The sequence below is a fragment of the Devosia ginsengisoli genome (assembly GCF_007859655.1).
In the GTDB taxonomy this organism is placed as follows: Bacteria; Pseudomonadota; Alphaproteobacteria; order Rhizobiales; family Devosiaceae; genus Devosia; species Devosia ginsengisoli.
Genome location: NZ_CP042304.1, coordinates 59656 through 83267, shown reverse-complemented (window position 1 = coordinate 83267; position 23612 = coordinate 59656). Strand labels below are relative to the sequence as shown.

Annotated in this window: 27 protein-coding genes, 1 tRNA gene and 1 pseudogene; 8 read left to right on the top strand and 21 right to left on the bottom strand. The window is 63.9% G+C overall.

All coding sequences use genetic code 11. The annotated features are described in order from the left end of the window. Positions 1–16: 16 nt before the first annotated feature. The 5 genes from FPZ08_RS00460 to FPZ08_RS00440 form a co-directional block, all read right to left on the bottom strand. Positions 17–991: a bifunctional riboflavin kinase/FAD synthetase gene (locus FPZ08_RS00460; protein WP_146288168.1), complete on the bottom strand. Its 975-nt coding sequence runs from the start codon at positions 989–991 to the stop codon at positions 17–19. 4 nt (positions 992–995) lie between these two features. Then, positions 996–1862, bottom strand: coding sequence for a TIGR01459 family HAD-type hydrolase (locus FPZ08_RS00455; RefSeq protein WP_146288167.1), 867 nt, complete (start codon positions 1860–1862; stop codon positions 996–998). 177 nt (positions 1863–2039) lie between these two features. Beyond that, complete coding sequence (locus FPZ08_RS00450; protein ID WP_146288166.1) at positions 2040–3266, bottom strand: EAL domain-containing protein; 1227 nt, start codon at positions 3264–3266, stop codon at positions 2040–2042. A 101-nt stretch (positions 3267–3367) separates the two neighbouring features. Continuing rightward, positions 3368–4039 (bottom strand): ROK family protein, encoded by a 672-nt coding sequence (locus FPZ08_RS00445; protein WP_186767146.1) that lies wholly within the window; start codon positions 4037–4039, stop codon positions 3368–3370. After that, positions 4000–4575 (bottom strand): ROK family transcriptional regulator, encoded by a 576-nt coding sequence (locus FPZ08_RS00440; protein WP_186767145.1) that lies wholly within the window; start codon positions 4573–4575, stop codon positions 4000–4002. Before FPZ08_RS00440 ends, FPZ08_RS00445 begins: the two co-directional genes overlap by 40 nt. A gap of 182 nt (positions 4576–4757) precedes the next feature. Between FPZ08_RS00440 and FPZ08_RS00435 the strand changes: the two genes are divergently transcribed. Further along, the gene (locus FPZ08_RS00435; protein WP_246132765.1) at positions 4758–6185 is read left to right on the top strand and encodes a sigma-54-dependent transcriptional regulator; all 1428 of its coding nucleotides are present in this window, start codon (positions 4758–4760) and stop codon (positions 6183–6185) included. Positions 6186–6347: 162 nt separating this feature from the next. On the opposite strand, the pseudogene FPZ08_RS00430 reads toward FPZ08_RS00435, so the two are convergent. From FPZ08_RS00430 to FPZ08_RS00420, 3 genes and pseudogenes are all read right to left on the bottom strand, one after another. After that, positions 6348–7314: pseudogene (locus FPZ08_RS00430) on the bottom strand (DMT family transporter). A 24-nt stretch (positions 7315–7338) separates the two neighbouring features. After that, positions 7339–7533, bottom strand: coding sequence for a hypothetical protein (locus FPZ08_RS00425; RefSeq protein WP_146288163.1), 195 nt, complete (start codon positions 7531–7533; stop codon positions 7339–7341). 212 nt (positions 7534–7745) lie between these two features. Next, positions 7746–8108: a DUF427 domain-containing protein gene (locus tag FPZ08_RS00420; RefSeq protein ID WP_146288162.1), complete on the bottom strand. Its 363-nt coding sequence runs from the start codon at positions 8106–8108 to the stop codon at positions 7746–7748. A gap of 181 nt (positions 8109–8289) precedes the next feature. On the opposite strand from FPZ08_RS00420, the gene FPZ08_RS00415 reads away from it, so the two are divergent. From FPZ08_RS00415 to FPZ08_RS00400, 4 genes are all read left to right on the top strand, one after another. Beyond that, positions 8290–8580 (top strand): co-chaperone GroES, encoded by a 291-nt coding sequence (locus tag FPZ08_RS00415; RefSeq protein WP_146288161.1) that lies wholly within the window; start codon positions 8290–8292, stop codon positions 8578–8580. 54 nt (positions 8581–8634) lie between these two features. After that, positions 8635–10275 carry a chaperonin GroEL gene (gene groL, locus FPZ08_RS00410; protein WP_146288160.1) on the top strand — a complete coding sequence of 547 codons (1641 nt, stop codon included), beginning with the start codon at positions 8635–8637 and terminating at the stop codon, positions 10273–10275. A 138-nt stretch (positions 10276–10413) separates the two neighbouring features. Beyond that, positions 10414–10647 (top strand): BrnA antitoxin family protein, encoded by a 234-nt coding sequence (locus FPZ08_RS00405; RefSeq protein WP_146288159.1) that lies wholly within the window; start codon positions 10414–10416, stop codon positions 10645–10647. 78 nt (positions 10648–10725) lie between these two features. After that, the gene (locus FPZ08_RS00400; protein ID WP_146288158.1) at positions 10726–11598 is read left to right on the top strand and encodes an SEL1-like repeat protein; all 873 of its coding nucleotides are present in this window, start codon (positions 10726–10728) and stop codon (positions 11596–11598) included. A 4-nt stretch (positions 11599–11602) separates the two neighbouring features. On the opposite strand, the gene FPZ08_RS00395 is transcribed toward FPZ08_RS00400, so the two are convergent. From FPZ08_RS00395 to FPZ08_RS00355, 9 genes are all read right to left on the bottom strand, one after another. Continuing rightward, positions 11603–12352 (bottom strand): TSUP family transporter, encoded by a 750-nt coding sequence (locus FPZ08_RS00395; protein WP_146288157.1) that lies wholly within the window; start codon positions 12350–12352, stop codon positions 11603–11605. A gap of 15 nt (positions 12353–12367) precedes the next feature. Beyond that, positions 12368–13567: a glycosyltransferase family 2 protein gene (locus FPZ08_RS00390; protein ID WP_210246839.1), complete on the bottom strand. Its 1200-nt coding sequence runs from the start codon at positions 13565–13567 to the stop codon at positions 12368–12370. A gap of 66 nt (positions 13568–13633) precedes the next feature. After that, positions 13634–13855, bottom strand: a complete 222-nt coding sequence (locus tag FPZ08_RS00385; protein WP_146288156.1) for a hypothetical protein — start codon at positions 13853–13855, stop codon at positions 13634–13636. Between the two features lie 15 nt (positions 13856–13870). Beyond that, positions 13871–14578 carry an ATP phosphoribosyltransferase gene (gene hisG / locus FPZ08_RS00380; protein ID WP_146288155.1) on the bottom strand — a complete coding sequence of 236 codons (708 nt, stop codon included), beginning with the start codon at positions 14576–14578 and terminating at the stop codon, positions 13871–13873. Continuing rightward, entirely contained in the window at positions 14575–15639 is a 1065-nt protein-coding gene (locus FPZ08_RS00375) for an ATP phosphoribosyltransferase regulatory subunit (protein WP_146288154.1), read from the bottom strand. Before FPZ08_RS00375 ends, hisG begins: the two co-directional genes overlap by 4 nt. A gap of 193 nt (positions 15640–15832) precedes the next feature. After that, positions 15833–17356, bottom strand: coding sequence for a histidine--tRNA ligase (gene hisS, locus FPZ08_RS00370; RefSeq protein ID WP_146288153.1), 1524 nt, complete (start codon positions 17354–17356; stop codon positions 15833–15835). A 157-nt stretch (positions 17357–17513) separates the two neighbouring features. Beyond that, positions 17514–17774 carry a hypothetical protein gene (locus FPZ08_RS00365; protein WP_146288152.1) on the bottom strand — a complete coding sequence of 87 codons (261 nt, stop codon included), beginning with the start codon at positions 17772–17774 and terminating at the stop codon, positions 17514–17516. 103 nt (positions 17775–17877) lie between these two features. Next, a complete protein-coding gene (locus FPZ08_RS00360; protein ID WP_146288151.1) occupies positions 17878–18138 on the bottom strand; it encodes a hypothetical protein in 261 nt (86 codons plus the stop codon). 337 nt (positions 18139–18475) lie between these two features. Continuing rightward, positions 18476–19099: a DNA-3-methyladenine glycosylase I gene (locus FPZ08_RS00355; RefSeq protein ID WP_146288150.1), complete on the bottom strand. Its 624-nt coding sequence runs from the start codon at positions 19097–19099 to the stop codon at positions 18476–18478. Between the two features lie 176 nt (positions 19100–19275). On the opposite strand from FPZ08_RS00355, the gene FPZ08_RS00350 reads away from it, so the two are divergent. The 3 genes from FPZ08_RS00350 to FPZ08_RS00340 all read left to right on the top strand — a co-directional run bounded on the left by FPZ08_RS00350 (position 19276) and on the right by FPZ08_RS00340 (position 22282). After that, positions 19276–19671, top strand: coding sequence for a response regulator (locus tag FPZ08_RS00350; protein WP_186767144.1), 396 nt, complete (start codon positions 19276–19278; stop codon positions 19669–19671). A 143-nt stretch (positions 19672–19814) separates the two neighbouring features. Continuing rightward, on the top strand, positions 19815–20438 hold the full coding sequence (locus FPZ08_RS00345) for a L,D-transpeptidase (RefSeq protein ID WP_146288148.1): 624 nt from the start codon (positions 19815–19817) through the stop codon (positions 20436–20438). 65 nt (positions 20439–20503) lie between these two features. After that, positions 20504–22282 carry a TadE/TadG family type IV pilus assembly protein gene (locus FPZ08_RS00340; protein ID WP_146288147.1) on the top strand — a complete coding sequence of 593 codons (1779 nt, stop codon included), beginning with the start codon at positions 20504–20506 and terminating at the stop codon, positions 22280–22282. Positions 22283–22370: 88 nt separating this feature from the next. Here the strand turns inward: FPZ08_RS00340 and FPZ08_RS00335 are convergent, their stop codons facing one another. The 4 genes from FPZ08_RS00335 to FPZ08_RS00320 form a co-directional block, all read right to left on the bottom strand. Further along, positions 22371–22562, bottom strand: a complete 192-nt coding sequence (locus tag FPZ08_RS00335; RefSeq protein WP_246132763.1) for a hypothetical protein — start codon at positions 22560–22562, stop codon at positions 22371–22373. Between the two features lie 32 nt (positions 22563–22594). Beyond that, positions 22595–22873 carry a helix-turn-helix domain-containing protein gene (locus tag FPZ08_RS00330; protein ID WP_146288145.1) on the bottom strand — a complete coding sequence of 93 codons (279 nt, stop codon included), beginning with the start codon at positions 22871–22873 and terminating at the stop codon, positions 22595–22597. Then, positions 22870–23193 (bottom strand): type II toxin-antitoxin system RelE/ParE family toxin, encoded by a 324-nt coding sequence (locus FPZ08_RS00325; protein ID WP_146288144.1) that lies wholly within the window; start codon positions 23191–23193, stop codon positions 22870–22872. Before FPZ08_RS00325 ends, FPZ08_RS00330 begins: the two co-directional genes overlap by 4 nt. A 188-nt stretch (positions 23194–23381) precedes the next feature. Then, positions 23382–23458: transfer RNA gene (locus FPZ08_RS00320), tRNA-His, on the bottom strand. Positions 23459–23612 lie beyond the last annotated feature (154 nt).

Sequence of the window (23612 nt, the reverse complement as noted above, 5' to 3'; positions counted from 1 at the left end):
TCGCCTGTGGCAGGGGTTAGCGAATAAAGCCCAGCCTGACGTCCAGTTCGCTCAGCGGCTCGACACTGGCCAGGGCATCGCGGGCTTTGCGGCTGTCGCGGTCCATGGCGGATATCAGCTGCTCGAGGCCGGAAAAGACTTCCTGGCCCCTGATATGGGCGACCAGGGCCACGGATATGGTCTGGCCGTAAATGTCTTCGTCGAAATCGAAGAGGTGGGTTTCGAAGGGCGGTAGCTGGTTGTCGAACATGGGCTTGCCATAGGCGGCAACGCCATCGAAGACGCGATTGCCCAGCCGGGCGCGGACGGCGTAGACGCCTTGCGCGAGCTGGAAATTGGCGTGGGTCACGGTGTTGGCAGTGGGGTAGCCGAGGTCCCTGCCCCGCTGGTCGCCCTTGACCACGCAACCATCGAAAAACCAGTGATAACCGAGCAGCCGGTTGGCGGCGGTAACGGCGCCTTCGGACAGGGCGGCGCGAATGCGCGAGGAGGAAATGACCTCGTCGCCTTCATCCATCAGGTCGATGGTTTCGACGGCAAAACCCTGCGCCTCGCCCGCCGCCTTGAGGAAGGTGGGCGTACCGCGACGCTGGCGGCCGAAATGGAAATCGGCGCCGACAATGACGCCGGTGACATCAAGAGCCTCGATCAGAAAGCGGGAGACGAAGTCCTCGGCCTCGATCTGGGAGAAGGCGCGGTCGAAATGCAGGATGGCGATGGCGTCGAGCCCCAAAGCCTCGGCCAGCCGCGCCTTGGCGTCGCCATCGGTGAGGCGGAACATGAAGGGCGCGGGCGCGAAAACATCGCGCGGATGCGGCTCGAAGGTCAGGACCATGGCGGGCACGCCGGCTTCGGCGGCGCGGGCCTTGAGCGTGGCCAGCACGGTCTGGTGGCCGCGATGCATGCCATCGAAATTGCCGATGGCGACATAGGCGCCGCGCAGGGCGCTGGGAACGGCGTCGAGAGAATCGAGGCGGATGAATGCGGTCATCGGACTACCAGGACAGGCGCGGCAGGAAGCCGGCCAGGTGGGCGCGGCTGGGGGCAACCAGATCGGCTATGGCGTTCGGATCGGGTTTGCCGAAGGCATCGAGTTCGGCGGCATGAATGGAGCCGGTGACGAAGAGCAGGTCGATGCCGAACTTGGCGGCGCCCGTGGCGTCGGTGCGCACGCTGTCGCCGATGGCGAGGACGCGGGATTTGTCGAGCGGCTTGCCGGCGGCTTCTTCGGCGAGGCGGAAGGCTTCCTCGTAGATCGGCTGGTAGGGCTTGCCCGCCATCAGCACCATGCCGCCCATGGCGGCATAGAGATCGCCCAGCGCGCCGCCGCAATAGATGATCTTGTCGCCATGCTCGACCACGCGATCAGGATTGGCGCAGATCATGGGCAGCTTGCGGGCGAGCCAGAGCTTGGCGCGCTCGCGATACATTTCGGGGGTGTCGTCATCGGTATCGAGGTCGGTAACGATGATGGCTTCGGCTTCGTCGGGGCCGGCCCGGCGCACGCCGAGGCCCTCATAGAGCGAGTCGTCATCGGTGGCGGGGCCGACATGGTGGATGGCCTTGCCGCGATATTTGGCGATCATCGAGCGGGTGGCATCGCCCGAGGAGACGATGGCGTCATAGGCGCCACGATGCACGCCGAGCCGGTCGAGCATATCGATGATGGGTCCCGAGGGGCGCGGGGCATTGGTGATGAACACCACCTTGCCGCCGGCCTTGCGATATTCGGCCAGGGCCTCGACGGCGCTGGGAAAGGCCTCGACGCCGTTATGGACGACGCCCCACACATCGCTCAGCACGGCATCGTAGCGGCCGGCGAGGTCGGCTAGGCCGGAGATGGAAGGCAGCGGGCTGGTCATCGCAATATTCCGATGCAAACAGGATGGGCGTTGTATGTGGCAGCTTGGGGGTGCGGATCAAGGGGAAACGGACATGTGCATTGGTATCATGCGCACCGAACGGAAGCGCTGGAAACGCCCGCGCCACGCCCTCGTGGTTCGACAGGCTCACCATGAGGGCTGCTGGATGAGCAGCGACTAAAGCTCAACCCTGCGCAACTGGGGCGGCTGGCGGAGGGGTTCGGTCATCAGGTCGGGGCGGACCGGGCCGGGGGCGGCGATGTGGGGGCCCTGAACCAGGGTGATGCCGTCTTCGAGCAGTTCGACGATCTGGCTTTCGCTGGCAATGCCGGTGCCGAGCAGGCGGACGTCGAAGCGGGCAATGTAGTTGGCGATGTCGGAAGCGTGGAAGTCGGTGAAGACTTCGGGTTCCTCGATGAAGCGGGCGGCATCGACGCGCAGCGAGCGCACGCCCTGAGCTGCGAGTTCGGCAATGTCGACGCGCAGCGACTTGACGCCTGATATGGAGAAGCCGGCGCCCTTCTTGGCCACGGCGTCGGCAATGGCGCGCTCGCCGGTGGTGAGGGAGCGCCAGTCGGTTTCGCTGATGGTGAAGATCAGGCCGGGGGCGATGGCGCGGTTGGCTTCGAGCGAAACGATCAACTGCTCGGAAGCCGTGGAATCGCCGAGCGTGGCACGGGACAGCGGGATGTAGAGCGTGACCGGCTGGCCGCCGGTACGCGAGCGGCGGGAGATGGTGATGGCCTCGACGAGCCCGGCGCCTTCGATATGGCGCAGCACATCCTCGCCGCCACGGCGGGGCAGAAAATCGCCGCGATCAGCCAGATCGCCATCCTCCAGCATGAGGCGCGGCACGAGGTCATAGCCCTGCGGGCGGCGCTGGGGCAAAGTGACGACGGGCTGGATATGATAGATCAGCCGGTTTTCGGCGATGGCCTGGCGCAGCATTTCGAGCGGGATGATCGGCTCGGGCTCGCGGGCCACCGGCTGGGGCGCGGGCGCCGCAATCATCCGGTCGCGGCCGGCCGGCTTGGCAGCGCGATCTTCCATTTCGGCCACCGCTTCGGCGACCTGGCGGATGACGGTGCCGAGCACGGAAATATCGGCTTCGACGCCTTCGAGCCGCGCGCCGGCATTGAGATCGGCCATGGCATTGATGCGCTGGCCGAGCACGGCGCCGGCCTGGGCATCGGTGGCGAGCAGGCGGGACAGGTCCTCGATGGCCTTTTCGAGCCGGTTTTCGGCGCGCTGGCGCAGGGTGCGTTCGAGCAGGACGACGCAGACGCAACCGAAGACGACGGCAGCGAGAATGGCTTCGGCCGGTGTGAAGGTCAGGCCGAAATAGGCTGCGGCGCCAACGGCGGCAGCGGAAAGGGCGATGAACGTGTAGACCAATGCCTGCACGGGCAAACCTTCTGGAAGCCGGGATTCGGCTCTACCCTCTTAGCATCGCGCAAGGGGGTGCAAAAGCGCCGAGCCGCCGCTCTCCCAAGCCTATTTGGGGCTCAGGTGGCGAAAATGTTCCAGGCGCGCGAGAAGAAGCAGTGGAAGAGCAGCAGTTGGGCCGCGCCGGAAGCGGCGGCACCACCGCCCAGATGCCCCATGACCACGGACGGCCGATCGGTGCGGAAATGGGGCATGGCGGCCAGATGATGTTCGACCCGCTCGAACAGGCGCCGCACCACCGGACGCGGCATGACGCCATCGATAATGGCGAGATCGAGTTCCATGACGGCGCGCGTATTGAGGACGGCGCCGGCAAGGGCCCTGCCCGCATCGTCCAGCCAGGCGCTTGCCACCGGCTCGAGCGAGGCCCAGTCCCAGTTCATCGGATCGCCCGGCGGCAGCCGGCTGCCGGAGGCTTCGAGCCGCTGCTGCAGCGCCAGGATGGAGGCGATGGTATGCACGTAATTGGGTTGCCCCTTGATATCCGGGACCAGGATGGCGCCCAGATTAGCGGCATTGCCGGTGCGGCCCTGCCAGAGCTGGCCGTTGAGCGCGACGCCGGCCCCGATCATGGTGCCGACCTGGAAATAGGCGAGGCCCGAAGGACGCGGCTCCGGCCGGGAGAGGAATTCGGCCCAGCAGCCGGCATTGCCATCGTTGAACCATTCGACCGGTTCGCCGACGGCCTGGCTCAGTTCCACGGCGGGGTTGGCATCGCGCCATAGTTCCACCTGTTCGGCGGGCGCGCCGACGCGGCCCAGATGCCGCGGGATATTGGAGGGGTAGCCAGGCCGATGCCGGCAAGCCGGCCCGCCTGCTGCTCGGTCATGCCGGCGCGGATAGTGGCGATTTCGGCCGCGACATTGGCGAAAATGGTGCGGAAGTCGGGCCAGGCATAGCTGCGCCGGATGCTGGCCAGGGTCTGGCCGGCCATGCTGAACAGCAGGACTTCGAAATGCCGCCAGCCGATCTCGACGCCGATGGCGAAGGCGCCGTCGGGATTGAGAAAGAGCGGGGTTGCCGGCTGGCCGCGACGACCGCGCAATACCTCGCCGCGCAGCACCAGTTCACGCGTTTCTAGATCGGTGACAATGCGCGAAGTGGTTTGCGGCCCAAGGCCGGACTGGCGGGCAAGATCGGCATTGGAGGCGCCCGGGTTGAGGGCGATCAGCGTCATTATGGTGCGTTCATTGGCCAGGCGCACGCCGGACTGGGCGAAGCCGCGCGCCGTCGGCCCAATGCCATCATCAACGGAGATCCTCTGCATGCGGCGACATAATAGCCAGAACATGGCGCAAACAAGCCGCAACTGCGTCGCATTCGAGCAAAATGCAAATGTCTGGAACGGTTTATTTACCCTGTTGCGGAACAATCGGCTGAACACCGGGACAGAGCGGCAATGCCGGACAACCGGCACAAAGACTAATCGGAACGCGAGGGCCGAGCCGCATGGCGATGCAAAACCGAAACGATAGCGAGCCGCATGGGCGGCTGCTGCTGATCGATGGGGATGAGCCGCATGCCCAAGTCGTGGCCGAGACCCTGGGCCAGAGCCTGGGCGGCCGCATGCGCATTGCCGTGGCCGCCGGTGGCAGGCAGGCGGTCGAGCTGCTGCGCGATACCGGTTTCGATATCGTATTGGCCGATCTGTCCTGCCTGCGCGACCTCTGCGAACGCAGCGACGACGCCGTGGCGCGGCTGGTGCGACTGGCCGATGGGGCGCTGTTCGTGGCCGTTTCGGATGGGGCTTCGGTTTCGGCGGCGGTCGGGGCGATGCGCGCGGGCGCACATGATTACGTGGTCAAGCCGCTGAACGGGCCGGCAATGGCGGCGCGGATCGGCGAGCTGGCACAGCGGCACGGCAAGGGCCGGTCGCTCAGCATCGAACCGCAGGCGCAGGGCCGGTCGGACTATGCCGGCTTTATCGGCGCCTCGAGCGCCATGCAATTCGTCTATGAGCAGATCGGGCGCGTGGCGACGTCGTCGGCGCCGGTCTTCATCACCGGGGAAAGCGGCACGGGCAAGGATGTGTGCGCCGAGGCACTGCATGAAGAAGGCCCGCGCCGGGACAAGCGACTGGTGGCGATCAACTGCGCTGCGATTCCGCGCGACCTGATGGAAAGCGAGTTGTTCGGCGTGGCACGCGGCGCCTTTACCGGCGCGCATGACGACCGCAAGGGCGCAGCGGAACTGGCCGATGGCGGCACGCTGTTCCTCGACGAGATCGGGGAAATGGATCTTTCCCTGCAGAGCAAACTCCTCAGGTTCCTGCAGACCGGCACGCTGAGCCGCGTCGGAGAATCGGGCGTGCGGCATGTGGATGTGCGCGTCATCTGCGCCACCAACCGCAATCCGATGCAGTTGATCAGCGAGAAGAAGTTCCGCGAGGACCTGTTCTACCGGCTGCATGTGCTGCCAATCCATCTGCCGCCGCTGCGGCAGCGGCCCACCGACATCATGGTGCTGGCCCAGCATTTCCTGGCGCGCTATGCCGCCGAGGAACACAAGCATTTCACCGGCTTCACGCCTGACGTCGCGAGCCTGCTGACCTCGGCCGAATGGAAGGGGAATGTGCGGCAACTGCAGAACCTAGTGCGGCGACTGGTGGTGATGTGCGATGGCGGAACCATCACCATGCCCATGCTTGTCGCGGCCGATATCGAATCGCGCGGCGTGGTGACGCCGGTCGAGCCCACGCCGCGCGTCGAACGCCGGCCGGTCATCCTGCCGATGTGGCAGCAGGAGCAGCGCATCATCGAGGATGCCATTGCCAGTTTCGGGGGCAATGTGTCACTGGCCGCGGCGGCGCTGGAGATCAGTCCGTCGACGATCTATCGCAAGCGGCAGGGTTGGGCCGAGATGGCGGCAGCTTCATAGGAGTGCCGATATTCAGGCGATGGCGGCCTGCAAATGGCGGCTTTCTGCGCTTCCGGTGCTCACGCACGGGAGTGCGCTCCGCTCCGGTTCTCGAAAGTCACCATTTTCGACTCGCCCTGGCCTGAATCTCGGCACTCCTAGTGCCAATCACCACACATCCTCTTAGGGCGTATTGGCTTCCCGTGCCTTGCGGCGGTCGAGGCCGAGATAGTGTTCGCGCAGGATGACGGCGATGCCGGAGGCGACGATGATCACGGCACCGATGACCATGGCCACGGTGGGGATATCGCCGAAGACGGCGAAGCCAATGACCAGCGTCAGCAGCAGCGAGACATATTCGAAGGGCGCGATGACCGACATGTCGGCATAGCGGTAGCACGAGGTCAGCAGCAATTGGCCGATGCCGCCGAAAAAGCCGGCGCCGATGAGCAGGGCCGCCTGGGCTGGCGTGGGCATGGCCCAGCCGAAAGGAATGGTGGCCAGCGACATGACGCTGGCGCTGACGAAGAAATAGATGACTATGGTTTCGGTGCGTTCGGTCCGCGTCAGCTTGCGCACCTGCATCATGGCGAAAGCCGAAAGCAGTGCGCCGCCGAAGGCCGCGATGGCGCCGATCGCCTCGGTATTGCCGAGCGCCTGGCCGCCGGAGAACAGCGTGAGCCGCGGCCAGAGAATGATGACGACGCCGAACAGGCCCACGATGACGGCCGTCCAGCGGAACAGGTGGACGCTCTCCTTGAGCAGCAGGGCGCTGAACACGACGATCAGCAGTGGCGAGGCATAGCCGATCGCCGTGGCCTCGGGCAGCGGCAGGCGGGTCAGCGCGAAGAAGCCCAGCCCCATGGAGGCCGTGCCAATGATGGCCCGCACCACATGGCCCATGGGATTTGCGGTGTGCAGCGCGGCGCGCAACTGGCCGCGCCAGACGAGCCAGACCAGGACCGGCAGGATGGCGAAAAAACAGCGGAAGAACACGAGTTCTCCCGCCGGGATGGATCTCGGTGGCCTTGAGCAGGGTCGCCATGACGACGAAGCAGCAGACCGAGGCTATCTTGAGCGTAACGCCGCGCAATGGTCCGCCGCGATAATGCACAAAACCGGCGACAGCTTCAGATGCAGGGGCGGTCACTGATGTCTCGCGGTGCAGCCGCGATCAGCGGCTGGAGGATTGCTCCAGCTTTTCCTTGGCGACGCGCGCAGTGGCGAACGCCTTGTGCTCGGGGCCAACGGCCGAGCCTGATTTGACCACCTTGCCGGCGGCGTCGTGAATTTCCCAATGCCAGTTGGCATTCGGGCCGCTGCCGCCCTTGAGGCGCAGCTTGATCTGAAGCGAGTTATCCTGGGTCATGCTGGCCTTATGCCGGAGGTTTGCGCGTGGGGGAAGGGGGAAGTTCGGAGAAATCGGGCTTCCGCACGATGGTCATCTACCCATCGGCCCTTCCCGCGGACTTGATCCGCGGGTCTAACGCCGCTTGTGCCATGTGGAGAGTGACCCGCGGATCAAGTCCGCGGGAAGCGATTGTGGGCGGGCGGACTACGCTGTTCGTTATCCGCTTCCACTTACACCTCCGAATAGCGGTACTCGATGCGGTCGCCCCAGAAGGCGAGGTGGTCGCGGATGGGTTCGACCAGTGGGCATGGGTCGGGATAGTACCAGACCTGATCGGGGCCGTCGGCGGTGAGGGTCTTGAGCGTGTAATAATGCGCCTCGCCCTTGTAGGGGCAGGTGGTGCGGGTTTCGGAGCGTTCCAGCACATCCTCGCGCACGTCATCGCGTGGCAGATAGATGCGCAGGGGTGCACCGGGTTCGTCGAGTTCGAGCGCATTGAGCGAACTGCCGATCTCGGCATCGTCGAACAGCACATGGACCCGGCCTTTGGCGGGCCTGATCTTGATATCCTTGTCCAGACATTGACGCGTCATGATGTCCTGCCATGAGGGAAGTGAACGATCTCGATTAACGCGCGAGACGAAAGCCGGTTCACCCGACCTTGACTCACAAGGGGGGCAGCCATATATCCCCGTCACCCTGTTAGCACTCTATAATGGCGAGTGCTAACAGTGCCAGAAATTGCATTTGAACATGCTGCCATAGGAGCAAAACATGGGCTTCCGTCCTCTGCACGACCGCGTGGTCGTCCGTCGCCTCGACAGCGAAGAAAAGACCAAAGGCGGGATCATCATCCCCGACACCGCCAAGGAAAAGCCCTCCGAGGGCGTGATCGTCTCCGTAGGCCCCGGCGCGCGTGACGACAGCGGCAAGATCGTCACTCCCGACGTCAAGGCTGGCGACCGCGTGCTGTTCGGCAAGTGGAGCGGCACCGAGGTCAAGCTCAACGGCGAAGACCTGCTGATCATGAAGGAATCCGACATCATGGGCGTGATCGAAGCCTAAGGCTTCCCCGCTCTTTTTCGTCGTTTTCAACCCCATTCTGAAGGAGCGCCTCACATGGCCGCCAAAGAAGTAAAGTTCTCGACCGATGCCCGCGACAAGATGCTGCGCGGCGTCAACATCCTCGCCAATGCGGTGAAGGTGACCCTCGGCCCCAAGGGCCGCAACGTGGTCATCGAAAAGTCGTTCGGCGCCCCGCGCATCACCAAGGACGGCGTGACCGTCGCCAAGGAAATCGAGCTGGAAGACAAGTTCGAGAACCTGGGCGCCCAGTTGCTGCGTTCGGTCGCCTCCAAGACCAACGACATTGCCGGTGACGGCACCACCACAGCGACCGTTCTCGGCCAGTCGATCGTCGTCGAAGGCGTCAAGGCTGTTGCCGCCGGCTTCAACCCGATGGACCTGAAGCGCGGTATCGACCTGGCTGTCGAAGAAGTCGTCGCCTCGCTGCAGGCCGCTTCGTCCAAGATCAAGTCGTCGTCCGAAGTTGCCCAGGTCGGCACCATTTCGGCCAATGGCGAATCCGCCATCGGTGACATGATCGCCGAGGCCATGCAGAAGGTCGGCAACGAGGGTGTCATCACCGTCGAGGAAGCCAAGACCGCCGAGACCGAACTCGATGTCGTTGAAGGCATGCAGTTCGACCGTGGCTACCTCAGCCCCTATTTCGTCACCAATGCCGAGAAGATGACCGCCGTCCTTGAAGACCCGGTGATCCTGCTGCACGAAAAGAAGCTCAGCAACCTGCAGTCGCTGCTGCCGCTGCTGGAGTCGGTCGTGCAGTCGCAGCGCCCGCTGCTGATCATTGCCGAAGACGTCGATGGCGAGGCCCTGCCGACCCTGGTCGTCAACCGCCTGCGCGCCGGCCTCAAGGTCGCTGCCGTCAAGGCTCCGGGCTTCGGCGATCGCCGCAAGGCCATGCTCGAAGACATCGCCATCCTGACCGGTGGCCAGGTGATCTCCGAAGATCTCGGCATCAAGCTCGAGAACGTGACCATCGACATGCTGGGCACCGCCAAGCGCGTCGAAATCACCAAGGAAAACACCACGATCGTCGATGGCGCCGGCACCCAGGATGATATCCAGGGCCGCGTTGGCCAGATCAAGGCGCAGATCGAAGAGACCACTTCGGACTATGACCGCGAGAAGCTGCAGGAACGCCTGGCCAAGCTGGCCGGTGGCGTTGCCGTGATCAAGGTTGGCGGCTCGACGGAAGTCGAAGTCAAGGAGCGCAAGGACCGTGTCGATGACGCGCTGAACGCTACCCGCGCCGCTGTTGAAGAAGGCATCGTGGCTGGCGGCGGCGTTGCGCTGCTGCGCGCTTCGGCTGCCCTCTCGGTCAAGGGCGCCAATGCCGACCAGGACGCCGGCATCGCCATCGTTCGCCGCGCTCTGCAGGAGCCGGTGCGCACGATCGCCAACAATGCCGGTGCCGAAGGCTCCGTCGTCGTCGGCAAGATCCTCGAAAACGCTTCGAAGACCTTCGGCTACAACGCTGCCACCGGTGAATATGGTGACCTCGTCCAGCTCGGCGTCATCGACCCGGTGAAGGTGGTTCGCACTGCCCTGCAGGACGCGGCTTCGGTCGCTTCGCTGCTGATCACCACCGAGGCCCTGATCGTCGAGGCCCCCAAGGAAGCAGCGCCGGCAATGCCGGGCGGCGGCGGCATGGGCGGCATGGGCGGCATGGATTTTTAATCCAGCCCCAACAGCTTCGAGGTTCGTTTCTTCCCAGTCACGAACTTCGTGGAAAGGCGCAGTGGAAACACTGCGCCTTTTTCTTATGCGCGGCGGCCCGCGGCGCAGTACAATGGGGGAACAATCAGCGAGGATTCGATGCGGACACCCCGACGCGGCAGCGCTTTCGATCAGGCGGAGGCGGCTTTCAAGACCGCGACCAGCAAGCCGGTGGAAGCGCCGGTGAAGAAGGCGACGCCGCCGGAAGGCAAGGAGATGGTGACGCTGCGGCTGGACCGCGCCGTGCTGGGGCATTTCCAGGATGACGGCCCGGGCTGGCAGGAGCGGATCAACGCAGCCCTGCGCGCCGCGGCGGGACTCGACCCGACCTGACGACACCCCTATTTGCGGGTTTGACAGCCACGCTCCGAAGCTCCATTTTCGCCGGGAAATAGAGTAGGGGGGGCGGAGATGTCCACGCGTATCGTTCTGGCTGCGGTTGTTTTGCTGGCCTTCAATCTGGCCGCCACCGGCGACGCCTTTGCGCAAAAGACCAAGACCAAGGGCAGCACGCCCGAGGTTACTCAGCCCCAGAGCAACACGCTCGACCCCTATGATCCCGACGATCTCGAAGAGATTCTCGACGAGGGCGACGCTGCCTATTTCGTGGAGGACGGGCAGGATCCCGATTACGAATATGCCTTCGAGATGTATTCTCTCGCGGCCGAGGCGGGCGATGGCTATGCGATGAACCGCGTGGCGCTGATGTATGACCGCGGCGAGTTCGTGGCGCAGGACTATGGCAAGGCATTCGACTGGTATCTGAAGGCCGCCGAGGCCGGACTGCCCGCCGGGCAGAGCAATGTGGGCAGCATGTACCATTCCGGCGACGGCGTGGCGCAGAGCAATGCCGAGGCCCTGCACTGGTATCGCCTCGCCGCTGGCAATGGCTATGGCTATGCCATGTATGCGCTGGGCGACATGTATCTGGCGGGCGACGGCGTGACCAAGGACGCCGAGGAGGCGACGGCCTGGTACCAAAAGGCCTCGGATGCCGGCGAAGCCAACGGGCATTGGTCGCTGTCGCTGCGCTATCTCTATGGCGACGGCGTGGGCAAGGATACGCAGCGGGCGGCGGAGCTGGGCTACCTGGCGCTGACCAATGGGCTGCAGGTGGCCTGGGATGAGTTCAAGGATATCCGCAATGCCGATACCTCGCCGAACTATCGCCGGGCGATCCAGGAAATGCTGAAGCGCGACGGCTTCTATACCGGCACGATCGATGGCAGCTTCGGGCCTGCGACGCAGCGGGCCATCGAAGCGGCATTCGGCTCGGCGCTGTAGCGGGCTAGCGGAAGAACAGCAGCCGCAGGGCCAGGGCGATCGACACCACGACCACCAGCGGGCGGATGACCTTCGCACCGTAGCGGATGCCGGTGCGGGCACCGATATAGCCGCCGACAATCTGGCCGATGGCCATGGCGATGGCGGCTGGCCACACCACGTCTCCGGCCGGAATGAAGATGGTCAGCGCCGCCAGGTTCGAGACCAGGTTGAGAATCTTGGTATTGCCCGAGGCGCGGGTGAGGCCCAGGCCGAACAGCATGACGAAGCCGATGGTGAAGAACGAGCCGGTGCCCGGCCCGAATATGCCGTCATAGAAGCCGATGATCAGGCCCATGACCGGCACGAAAAGCCCGAAGGGGAGCCGGGCGGCCTTGTCGGCATCGGAGAGATTGGGCGCGAAGAGGAAATAAAGCGCGATGCCGATCAGCGCCACCGGCACGGCGATGTCGAGCAGGGTGATGTCGATCTGCTTGACCACCAGCGCGCCGACGAGGCTGCCGGCATAGGTCAGGATCAGAGCGGGAAGCAGCGCCTTGAGGGAGATGAAACCGCGGCGCCAATAGGTCGCGGCGGCCATGGCGGTGCCGACCACCGACTGCATCTTGTTGGTGGCGAGCGCGGCGACCGGCGGCAGGCCGGCCGAAAGCAGAGCGGGCACCCCGATCATGCCGCCGCCGCCGGCTATCGCATCGACGAAACCGGCCAGCATGCCGGCGCCGGCAAGTGCAAGGAGAGTAAGGGGATCGAGCATGGGGTCCGGTGTGGTTCAGGGCGCCGTTTCGTCGGGCTGCGGGGGTTCGGCGAGCCGCCGCTCGTAGATCGGAATGTTGATCATGGAAGACATGAAGCCGCTCATCATGAGCTGGAAGCCGGAAACCAGTGCCGTCATGGCCAGGATGACCGGGCGCAGGGTGCGGCTGGCATTGAGGGGCCCGAAATCGCGGGCAGCCCATTGGCCGACACCCCAGACCAAAGCGCCGATACCGACCAGCATCAGGATGATGGCGACCAGCAGGATGCGCTCGAGCGTGAGGGCTTCGAGCAGGCGGCCATAGTTGCCGGAGGGCGGGATGAAGCCATAGCGCGAGGCAAAGCGGCGGCCGATAATGGCGAAGGAGACCGATTGCAGGCCGACGATGATGCAGAGCGCGGCGACAAGGAAAGTGTGGACGTCGAAGGAGACGCGACCGAAATGCGCCGGACCGGGCAGCAGCACGGCGCCCACCACCAGGCCCACGGCCAGGAGCGCTATGCCGGGATAGAGAAACAGCCAGCGCGGCGAAAACAGCAGCAGGAAGCGCAGGTGCCGCCAGCCATCGCGGATGGAGCGCAGATGGGGCGGGCGGGAGCGGCCATCCTTGGCAAGGGTCGTGGGCACTTCGCGCAGGTCGAGCTGGGCCAGGGTGGCCTTGACCACCATTTCGGAGGCGAATTCCATGCCTGACGTGCGCAGGTTGAGCGCCAGGATCGCAGCGCGGGAAAAGCCGCGCAGGCCACAATGGAAATCGCCGATCGGGGTGCGGAAGAACAGGCGCCCGACCGCGCTCAGCACGGGATTGCCGATATAGCGGTGGTGCCAGGGCATGGCGCCGGGGGCGATGCCGCCGGCAAAGCGATTGCCCATGACGAGATCGGCGCCATCGCGCAACTCGGCGACGAACGCGTCGAGATTGGCGAAATCGTAGCTGTCATCGGCATCGCCCATGATGACAAAACGGCCCCGCGCCGCCTGGATGCCGCCGGCAAGAGCCGCGCCATAGCCGCGCTCGGGGATCGCCACGATGCGGGCGCCGAGGCTTCTGGCAATATCCTGCGAGCCATCGGTCGAGCCATTGTCGGCAATGACGACCTCGCCGGCAATGCCGGTACGATCAAGGAAGCCGCGCGCCTTGCCGATGCAGGCAGCCAGCGTTTCGGCTTCGTTGAGGCACGGCATCAGGATGGTGAGTTCGAGTTCGTCGGCCAAGTGTGGCCCTCCCCCCTGAGCCTGCGGGCATTTGTGTCGTGAATCGGTGCGGGTGGCAATGCCCGGTCAGTCGCCACCACCGCCACCGTCGCCCCCGCCACCATCCGTGCCGCCGTCGCCACTATCGCCGTTGTCGCCATCGCGCGAATGGCCGCCGCTCGTGGTGCCGCCTCCGCCTTCGCCGCCGGCAGAACTCGTGCGGCGCCGGGGGCGGTTGGTGCTCCAGACGATGGCGAGGATCGCGGCGACGGCGAGGAAGATCAGGAGGAATTCAACCAGTCCGCTCAAGATCGCTCTCCTCCGTCAGAACCCCGCCACACAATTCAAACGCGCAAGCACGGCATCGAGCCTGGCCTTGCGCTTGGCGGGCCAGTTGGCAGTGCGCGAGACGATGAGGCAGGCTTCGCTGTGCAGCATCACGCCATCTTCCAGCACGCGCAGGCCGTTGGCGGCCAGGGTCGAGCCGGTGCTGGTGATATCGACCACGATATCGGCGACGCCGGATGCCGGTGCCGCCTCGGTGGCGCCGAGGCTTTCGACCGTGCGGTATTCGGCAATGCCGGCCTTGGCGAAATGCTGGCGGGTGATGGTGATGTATTTGGTGGCGATGCGCAGCCAGCGGCCGTGGCGGCTGCGGAAATCGGAGGCGACATCGGCCAGGTCGTGCATGTGGGTGACGTCGATCCAGGCATCGGGCACGGCCACGACGACATCGGCATTGCCGAAACCGAGGGGCTTGGCGATGGACACCGAAGCCGGGCCGGTTTCGCTGGTCTCGTGGATCAGGTCACGCCCGGTGACGCCAAAATCGATAGTGCCGCGGATGAGTTCGCGGGCAATCTCGGAAGCCGGGAAGAAGCGCACGGTGACGTCGGGCAGCCCCTCGATGGCGCCGAGATAGGAACGGGCACCGCCGGGGCGGGTGATGACGAGGCCGTTGGTGGCGAACCACTCGCGGGTGAGCTCTTCGAGGCGGCCCTTGGAGGGCACGGCGAGGGTAATGCCACTCATGGGGCGACCTCTGCTTCGAGGCGGTCGACCCAGACAGAGCAGCCGGAGGCGGCGATGGGGGCCGTGGCGCCGAGGCGTTCGAGCAGGCGGTCATACTGGCCGCCGGAGGCCAGGACTTCGCCATTGGCACCAGTCATTTCGAAGACGATGCCGGTGTAGTAATCGAGACGCGGCGAGAAGCCGGCATCGAAGGTGACGCGAGCTTCGCCCAGGCCATCGAGATGGCGCCTGATCGTGCGGATGGGTGCACCGAGCATCAGCCTGTGCCGGGCGGCCAGCGCCTCGATCCGGGTCAGCGCCTGGAGTACCGGGCCGGAAATGGAGAGATAGTCGCGCAGGAGTTTCAGCGTGGCCCGGGGGACTTGGGCCGCATCGAGCGCCTGCTGTTCGAGGTAGCGGGTGGCAATTTCCTCGGGGGAGCGGCTTTCCGACAGGCTCAGGCCTGAGGCGACCATCTGTTCGGTGACGCTTTCGACCAAAGCCTTGCGGCTGGGCTGCTTGTCGCGCGGTGCATCGGGGGCGGCTTCGAGGCGGGTCAGCAGGCGGTTCATCGCTTCGGTATGGCCGAAACGATTGCGGATGCGCGGGCGCCAGGCATCGGGCATGTCGGCCTGGACCAGCAGGGCCTCGAAGAGGCCGACGCCGCCGAGGCGGATATCGGGGGCGACGCCGAAAATGGAGAGGGCAGCACGAGCGAAGGTCAGCACCTGGTCGAGCGCCACATCGCCATCGGGCTGGGCCAGCAGTTCGATGCCGGCCTGGTCGAATTCGGCCGGGCCGTTTTCGCGCTGGCGGAAGATGGGGCCCATATAGGAAAAGGCGGCCGGCTCGCCGACGCCATCATTGATATAGGAGGCAACGATGGGCAGGGTGAAATCGGGGCGCAGGCAATATTCGGCGCCAGTCGTGTCCGTGGTCAGCAACAGGCGACGACCGAATTCCTCGCCGGCCAAATCGAAATAGGGATCGGCCGAGAGCAATAGCGGAGGCGTGGCGCGGCAGGCGCCCTGGGCTTCGACCAGGGATTCGAGATTGGCGCGGCGGAGGGCGGCGCCGGTCATTGATTGATACTCAAGGCAAATGGAGTGTGCGGAGCTATACCCCCACCCTCAGTCCCTCCCCACAAGGGGGAGGGAAGCCCGCCCTGTGCGACGGCAAGATTGTGCCACTGAACGCAGGTCCATCGCCTCCCTCCCCCTTGTGGGGAGGGACTGAGGGTGGGGGTGCCCCACGCAATGCGTTCTCCAGCGACCCTCATTGCTCGCTCAGCAATTTCTGCACAGCGCTGACCAGATCCTCGCGCTTGATCTCGAACTGGCCGGGCCGGGCGGCTTTCCATTCGGCATTATCCGAAATGGCTGATGCGGCCTGCTTGCCGGCGATGAGATCCTTGATCTGCAGGATGCCAGAATCGCGTTCCTGGCTGCCTTCGATCACGACGATGGGGGAATTGCGCTTGTCGGCATAGGCGACCTGCTTGCCGAAATTCTTGGTGTTGCCCAGGAACATTTCGGCGCGGATGCCGGCATTGCGCAGCTCGGACACCATGGCCTGGTAGGAGGCCGTCTGGTCCTTGTCCATGACAAGGACGACGACAGGGCCTGATGGTTCGGTGGCGCCGAGATTGCCGGTGAGTTTCAGCGCATTGGCGAGACGCGAGACGCCGATGGAAAAGCCGGTGGCGGGCACGGGCTCGCGGCGGAAACGGGAAACGAGGCCATCGTAGCGGCCGCCGCCGCCGACCGAGCCGAACACCACGTCCTGGCCCTTTTCGTTCTGCACCTTGAAGGTCAGTTCGATCTCGAAGACCGGGCCGGTGTAGTATTCAAGGCCGCGGACGACGGAGGGGTCGATCTTGATGCGGTCGGGGTTGTAGCCGGCGGCAAAGAAGAGACTTTTCATCCGACTAAGTTCGCCCAACCCTTCAGGAAATGCTGGACCCACCTTGCTGATATAGTCGTTTATTGGAAAGCTGGCGTTAGGCCTCAAAGGCTGCGCGCCTTCAGGGCCTCCGATCCTGTTAACATTCTCTTCGGCCGCTACGCTGGAGAACAAGACGCCGAGAATAAACTCAGCCTGTTTAGAGTCGAGGCCGGCACCTTTTGTGAAATCGCCGCTTTCATCTTTTCGACCGGCGCCCAGAAGGAGCTTCACGCCATCTGGGCCCAAGCGATCCAGCTTGTCTATCGCACGCATCACGACAAGTCGGCGGTCTGGATCGTCTGCCAACCCGATGGCCTCCATCGCTCCATCGAGCACCTTGCGGTTGTTCACCCGCACGACATACTTCCCCGCCAACCCCAGCGCATCCATGACGTCGGCCATCATCATGCACATTTCGGCGTCGGCTTCGGGCCCCCCTGCCCCGACGGTGTCGGCGTCGAACTGCATGAACTGGCGGAAGCGGCCGGGGCCGGGCTTTTCGTTGCGGAACACGTAGCCCTGGCGATAGGAGCGGTAGGGCTTGGGCAGGCTCTCGAAATTCTCTGCAAAGTAGCGGGCGAGCGGGGCGGTGAGATCGTAGCGCAGGCTCATCCACTGCTCGTCATCGTCCTGCAGCGAGAACACGCCGGCATTGGGCCGGTCGGTGTCGGGCAGGAATTTCCCCAGGGTCTCGGTATATTCAAAGAGCGGGGTTTCGACCGGATCGAAGCCATAGCGCTCATAGACCGCTTTGATCTTGTCGATCATGGCGCCCACCGCGGCGATTTCGCCGGGCGTGCGATCCTCGAAGCCGCGCGGCAGGCGTGGCGTGATCAGTCTGGTCTTTTCGGTCATTTGGCAGTCCTGAGAAGTCGCGCCGGACTTTATTTGTCGCATCGTTTTCGCGGAAAACCGGTTTCCACTTTTCCGCACGATGCTCTAGCGGATCGGGGAGATTGAGACAACAGGCAGGGGCAGATCGGGAGGCCGGGATTTCCCGGCCTCCCTGACGTCATGGTCCCGGCTTCCACATGGGCACCGGAAGTGGCCAATAGTCTTCCGGCTCGGGCCAGAATATCGACCTGGGGGCCGGCGGCAGGCCCATATCGGCCCGCAGGCGGGGCGACAGGTCGGGCGGGATGCGGGGACGATTCCACCAGGCGGCGAACACGACACGCAGGACGGCGCCGAGACCGCGCTGGTGAACCGCCTTGGCGGCGTAGAATTCAAGGCGCAGCAAGGTGCTGCCATCTTCATGAACATTGATCGACATGGAGGTATCCGGCGGTGACCACACCAACCGGCCTTCTGAAATTTTGATGCCTCGAATGAGGCCCGGATGGGGAGACCGCGGCTTTCGCAGCCTCCCCCGGCGGTTACATGCCCGGCCTCCGCAGAGGCTCCGGGATGCCCTTGTTGGCTGAGATTTCGAGCCAATGGGCTTGTGTTGCTTCCGGCGACAGGCCGAGATCGGCCCGCAAGTAAGCGGGCAGGTTGGACGGCAGTTGCGGACGGTTCCACCAGGCGCTGATCGCAGCCGCGATGACGGCGAGCAGGCCACGCTGATGCACGGCATCGGCGATGGAGAATTCAAGGCGCAGAACGATGCTGCCCTGAGGCAGGGAATTGTACGACATGACGGTTTCCGGGCGCGCCAAGACGCAGACCGGCCTCTGTTGGGTTGGGAGATGACGGAATCGGGGACGCGAAACGGCCCGGTTCAGAGCATCAGGGTTGGGAAGTCAGGGGTGTCCGGGCACGAGATGTGCCGAGGGCGACGAAGACCGGGCGTCAGGCCTGGTTATGATGTCGCGAAATTGGCCCCTGGCGGAGTTCACATACGTTGGTCATGTATTGCCTCCCTCAGGTTGGCGTTGGTGGACGATTGGCTTCTAGCTCGCGATTCCGTGATCCGCAAGCGACGATGTGGCGGCTTGTCGCACATGGGTCGAATTGTTGCGCAGAAGCAACAGGCTAGCGCGGGCGCTCCAGCGCGTTGCGCTCGGCCTCGACCTCGCCGCGGCAGAAGCAGCCCTCGATGTGATCGTTGACCAGGCCCATGGCCTGCATGAAGGCGTAGCAGGTGGTGGGGCCGACGAAATTGAAGCCGCGCTTGCGCAAATCCTTGCTGAGGCGGACCGAGGCCTCGGTCTGGGCGAGACGGCGCAGATTTTCCCAGCTCAGGTCATCGGGGCGATGTTCGGGGCGAGTCTCGAAGCGCCAGACATAGGCCGCCAGCGAGCCGAATTCGCGCTGTATCTCCAGCGTGCGCTTGGCATTGTTGATGGTGGCGGCAATCTTGCCGCGGTGGCGGATGATGCCGGGATCCTGCAACAGGGTTTCGATATCGGTCTCGCCCATGGCGGCGACTTTGGGAATATCGAAGCCGTGGAAGACTTCGCGGAAGCGCTCACGCTTGCGCAGGATGGTGATCCAGCTCAGGCCCGACTGGAAACCTTCGAGGCAAATCTTCTCGAACAGGCGCGTATCCGAGGTGACCGGGCGGCCCCATTCGCGATCGTGATAGTGACGATAGAGCGCATCGTCGCCGGGCCAGGGGCAGCGCGGCAGGCCATCGGCGACCGACTCAATTGACATCAGCGATGCTCCGTGAATATCGAGAACGTGGGAATGCTTAGACTGAAGCTCACTTATTTGGAATCGCCACCGGCGATATTTGACACAAGACTTTGAGACGACGAGCCGCCGTGGCTTGAAGCGGTGCAGTTTTCGAGGGACAGACTGTGATCATTCCGGGACGGCTGCGAGCGTTGGTGGCAGACGACAACGCCTATGCGCGGGCGATTTCGTCGGCCAGCCTGACCAAGCTGGGCGTGGGCGAGGTGGTGGAGGCCGATAGCGGAGCGGCCGCCCTGCTCCACCTGATGAGCGAACCGTTCGACCTTGTCCTGATGGACTGGTACATGCCCGATGTCAGCGGCGCGGGCGTGATGACGGTGCTGCGCGATCCGCGATTCGGGGCAGCGGCGACGACGCCGGTCATCCTGATGACGGCCTATGCCAGCCGGGACAATGTGATGCGGGCGCGCCAGCTTGGCGTCAACGAAGTGCTGGTGAAGCCCTTCACCACCGACCAGCTGGGAACCGCCCTGGGACGCGTGCTGGGCGAGGCGAGCCGGGCGGCGGGCAATGACTCGGTCTATGTGTAGCGCGCAGTCTCCCGGGTTTTAGAATTCCGCTAACCAACAATGAGATCAGTGGCTTAACCATGCCGCTTCACCGCGTGTTGGCGCTTTTCGGGCAGTCTTGCAGCCAAAGCCGGTGAGGGCCGGCGCGGGATGTGGGGATTGCCATGAACGGGATGAAAACGGCCGGCAAGGGTTTGCTGGCGCTGGTGGTTTCGCTGTCGGCGCTGCTGCCGGCACAGGGGGCAGGATTGCAGCCGGGCTGGCGTTTCGCGCCACCGCCGGGCGTCATCATCACCCAAAGCGCGCCGCGCCATGCCCTGGCGCTGCAGGCCAATACCCAGGTCAATCCGATCTATCTGCGGCAGGTCGTGCCCTACCAGACCAATGAGCGCAGCGGCACAATCGTCATCGATACATCGGCCCATTTCCTCTATTTCGTGCTCGGGGGCGGACGGGCACTGCGCTATGGCATCGGCGTGGCGCGATCGGGCTTTGAATGGAGCGGTACGCACAAGGTGACCCGCAAGGCCGAATGGCCGGGCTGGACCCCGCCGGCCGAAATGCTGAAACGCCAGCCGGACCTGCCGCGCCACATGGAAGGCGGGCCGAACAATCCGCTGGGTGCGCGGGCGCTCTATATCGGCTCGACGCTCTATCGCATCCACGGCACGACCGAGCCGTGGACCATCGGGCAGAATGTGTCGTCGGGCTGCATAAGGCTGACTAACGCCGATGTGATCGACCTTTACGAACGCGTCCAACTTTATACGAAGGTGGTGGTCCTTTAATAAGGATTTTCCAGCAGAGTCAGCCCGCCTCGCAAGGGGGCAGAGAATTATGGGTGCTCCGCGTCATGTACCGATTCCTCGCACTGGCCAGCCGCTTCACACGGGATGAGCGCGGCGCATTCGCCGTGGTTTTCGGGCTCATGGCCATCGTGCTCATCGCGCTGGGTGGCGCGGTGGTGGATTATGTGGCGCTGCAACAGGCCAAGAGCCGGGCCCAGATCGCGCTCGACGCGGCAGCGCTGGCGCTGCAGCCGCAAATCTTCAACGAACCGATCAATATCGCCGATATCAGTGACAAGGCCGCAGCCCTGCTGGAGGACCGGCTGGGCAATGCGTTCGGGGTCGGGGTGACATTCAGCACGCCCGTGGCCAATGTCGCCGCGGGCTCGCTGATCCTCGAGGCCCAGGTGAGCATGCCGACCATGTTCGTGTCGCTGGTCGGGGTGCAGCAGCTCAATGCCGGTATCCGCTCGGAAGCGCAGCGGATGATGCTCGACCTGGAAGTGGCCATGGTGCTGGACAATTCGGGGTCGATGGCTGGGTCGCGCATTAGCAATCTCAAGACAGCTGCGCGCTGCGCCACCAATATCCTGCTCTATGATGCGGTGAACGACACGACCTGCGACCCGCTGGGCGGCGCCACGGTCAAGGAAAACGTCAAGATCGGTCTCGTGCCCTTTGCACTGATGGTCAATATCGGTACGCAATTCAAGAATGAGAGCTGGCTTGATTGGGCGGGTATCTCGCCATCGGCGAACCTGAATTTCGACGATGACGACAACCAGAACACCCCTTTCAACGGGCCGGTAAACCGGGCGGCGCTGTTCACGGCGACCAATTCCGAATGGAAAGGCTGCGTCGAGGCGCGCGAGGAGCCCTACGACACGACCGACGATGTGCCGGACACGCCGGAAAAGCTGTTCCTGCCGCTGTTTTCGCCCGACCCCTATGGCAACCTGACCAACAATTATCTGTCGGACTACGGCGGCACCTGCCAGGTCAAGACCTGCACACAGACGCAGGTGCAGCGCAATTGCAGTACCGATCGGTGGGGTAACGTCAGTTGCTCGGGCGCGACTACCAATACCTACAGCCAGCGCATTGGCAGTGTAACCACCAATCTCGGCGCCAGCTCGTGCCTGCCGGCTTCGCTGACGCAGATCGGCAATGCCTCCCTTTCGAAGTCGGGCAGCACCTACACAACCACCACGACCTATAGCCTGCTGACGCCGCGGGAATTGCAGGAGCGGCTGTGCAAGTACAATGGCAGCAATATTTCCGACTCCAGGACCAATTTCAATTGCCCTGGCACGGCCATGCTGCCGCTGACCAATGTGCCCAACACGCTGACAACGCGCATCAACCAGATGGTGGCCAGCGGCAATACCAATATCCAGCAGGGCACGATCTGGGGCGTGCACATGTTGACGGACACCGAGCCGCTGACCGAGGCACTGCCGCGCAGCGATTCCGTGGCCAAGGCGCTGATCGTCATGACCGATGGCGAAAACTATCCGGCCTGGGGCAACGACATGAATGGCGGCGCTTACTTCTCCTGGGGCTACCGCTGGAACAACCGGCTGGCACCACCTGAAGAAACTGATAGTTTTGACAAGATGTCCGATGCGATGGACACCAAGACATTGGCCGCGTGCAAGACGGCTAGAGATCTCGGTATCCGCGTCTATGTGGTGGGCCTCGCCGTGGCGTCCGGCCTGAAGGCGATGCTGGAGGAATGTGCTTCGGGTCCAGAATACGCCTTCTTCCCGAATACGCCCAGCGACCTCGTCGACGATTTCAAGGAAATCGCCGGACGCCTGGCGCCGCTGCGGCTGGCACAATAGTCGTGATGGGAATGGTACCGCCTCCCCGAGAGGGGAACGGACAGGAGTTCGTTGACGCCCTGCCAGCCAGCTTGGGGCGGAGGTTGAGCTACTTCCGCATGCCGGCGGGATAGCGTGCCGGATCGAACCTCCGCTTCCCGTCCTTCTCCGACGCCCATGGGTTCCCGAACAGCCTGGCGGGGGGCAGATCTTCAGCATTGCTCAATGCTGCGTTCACGACACGGCGTTCACGGCGATGCTCGGCAACCTTGAAGGCTTTATCGCTTTCAGCGGTCGTCATGCCTGCAATTGGCATCTTGCGTCGGGACCGGCTCATTGCGGCACAAGCTCAATATGCAAGCGCGAGCCGGTGGCATCGGCATAGCGTTTCAGAGTGGACAGCGAGGGTGATACGCCACCCCCTTCAAGCCGGGCTATGGCCGATTGGGTGGTGCCAATCCGCTTGGCCAATTCGGCCTGAGAGAGCTTGGCCTTGGTGCGAGCCAGAACCAGAGCTTCGACAAGTGCAAACTCAGCATCGGCCTTCTCGTATTCGGCCTTGAACTCCGGATTGTCCATCAGGCGCTTCTTGAGGTCGGCAATCTTAGTCACGGCGTCACCTGCTTCATTCGTTCCAGGGCAATATCCAGAGCATTGCGCGGCGTCTTCCGGGACTTCTTGACGAACACGTGGAGGATGACCACGCGGCGCCCGGTCATCGTCACATAGAGACCGCGCGCAATCCCTTCCGTCGCCTTGGCACGCAACTCCCACAACTTGCCGTCGATGTGCTTGACGTGGGGCTCGCGCAATTGCTCCAGACCGACCATCTCCACCATTTCCATGAGGCGGAGAAGCCGGGCCTGCAGTGCGGGCGGCAATGCCTCGATTTCAGCATCGGCTACATCGAGGGTTTCAACCGTCCATTTCATATGCGCTATATAGCGTATCCGCTATAATTGTCAACTCGGCTGGAAGCGACGGACGGAACGTTCATCGGTTCACCAACCGTCAACGGAGAGAGCGATAGGGTCCGTTCAGTCGCGCCCGGCGACCCACGCCAGGAGCGAGGTACCACACCGAGTAAAATCAAAACACGATAGGTTTCAATGGGAAGGAATGGTACCGCCTCCCCGGATTGAACGGGGGACCTCTAGATCCACAATCTAGCGCTCTAACCAACTGAGCTAAGGCGGCAAAGGCTCTGCGAGGGATGGCGAGAGGCCCGTCCCGAAAGCGGGCGGAACATAGGTCGAGAATTCCTCGAAGACAAGCACCGATTTTGCCCTGCCATGACAGGCCACATCCCGGCCATGGTTTAACCATCCCATTGGAAGGAGCGGCTCTGGCG

Excerpts from the sequence above, each read along its gene's own strand:
- FPZ08_RS00415 (WP_146288161.1), top strand. The coding sequence starts at position 8,290 with ATGGGCTTCCGTCCTCTGCACGACCGCGTGGTCGTCCGTCGCCTCGAC.
- FPZ08_RS00455 (WP_146288167.1), bottom strand. The coding sequence starts at position 1,862 with ATGACCAGCCCGCTGCCTTCCATCTCCGGCCTAGCCGACCTCGCCGGC.
- FPZ08_RS00355 (WP_146288150.1), bottom strand. The coding sequence starts at position 19,099 with ATGTCAATTGAGTCGGTCGCCGATGGCCTGCCGCGCTGCCCCTGGCCC.
- hisS (WP_146288153.1), bottom strand. The coding sequence starts at position 17,356 with ATGACCGAAAAGACCAGACTGATCACGCCACGCCTGCCGCGCGGCTTC.
- FPZ08_RS00340 (WP_146288147.1), top strand. The coding sequence starts at position 20,504 with ATGTACCGATTCCTCGCACTGGCCAGCCGCTTCACACGGGATGAGCGC.
- FPZ08_RS00400 (WP_146288158.1), top strand. The coding sequence starts at position 10,726 with ATGTCCACGCGTATCGTTCTGGCTGCGGTTGTTTTGCTGGCCTTCAAT.
- FPZ08_RS00395 (WP_146288157.1), bottom strand. The coding sequence starts at position 12,352 with ATGCTCGATCCCCTTACTCTCCTTGCACTTGCCGGCGCCGGCATGCTG.
- FPZ08_RS00325 (WP_146288144.1), bottom strand. The coding sequence starts at position 23,193 with ATGAAATGGACGGTTGAAACCCTCGATGTAGCCGATGCTGAAATCGAG.
- hisG (WP_146288155.1), bottom strand. The coding sequence starts at position 14,578 with ATGAGTGGCATTACCCTCGCCGTGCCCTCCAAGGGCCGCCTCGAAGAG.
- groL (WP_146288160.1), top strand. The coding sequence starts at position 8,635 with ATGGCCGCCAAAGAAGTAAAGTTCTCGACCGATGCCCGCGACAAGATG.
- FPZ08_RS00405 (WP_146288159.1), top strand. The coding sequence starts at position 10,414 with ATGCGGACACCCCGACGCGGCAGCGCTTTCGATCAGGCGGAGGCGGCT.
- FPZ08_RS00425 (WP_146288163.1), bottom strand. The coding sequence starts at position 7,533 with ATGACCCAGGATAACTCGCTTCAGATCAAGCTGCGCCTCAAGGGCGGC.
- FPZ08_RS00345 (WP_146288148.1), top strand. The coding sequence starts at position 19,815 with ATGAACGGGATGAAAACGGCCGGCAAGGGTTTGCTGGCGCTGGTGGTT.
- FPZ08_RS00360 (WP_146288151.1), bottom strand. The coding sequence starts at position 18,138 with ATGTCGTACAATTCCCTGCCTCAGGGCAGCATCGTTCTGCGCCTTGAA.
- FPZ08_RS00440 (WP_186767145.1), bottom strand. The coding sequence starts at position 4,575 with ATGCAGAGGATCTCCGTTGATGATGGCATTGGGCCGACGGCGCGCGGC.
- FPZ08_RS00435 (WP_246132765.1), top strand. The coding sequence starts at position 4,758 with ATGGCGATGCAAAACCGAAACGATAGCGAGCCGCATGGGCGGCTGCTG.
- FPZ08_RS00365 (WP_146288152.1), bottom strand. The coding sequence starts at position 17,774 with ATGTCGATCAATGTTCATGAAGATGGCAGCACCTTGCTGCGCCTTGAA.
- FPZ08_RS00460 (WP_146288168.1), bottom strand. The coding sequence starts at position 991 with ATGACCGCATTCATCCGCCTCGATTCTCTCGACGCCGTTCCCAGCGCC.
- FPZ08_RS00335 (WP_246132763.1), bottom strand. The coding sequence starts at position 22,562 with ATGACGACCGCTGAAAGCGATAAAGCCTTCAAGGTTGCCGAGCATCGC.
- FPZ08_RS00420 (WP_146288162.1), bottom strand. The coding sequence starts at position 8,108 with ATGACGCGTCAATGTCTGGACAAGGATATCAAGATCAGGCCCGCCAAA.
- FPZ08_RS00375 (WP_146288154.1), bottom strand. The coding sequence starts at position 15,639 with ATGACCGGCGCCGCCCTCCGCCGCGCCAATCTCGAATCCCTGGTCGAA.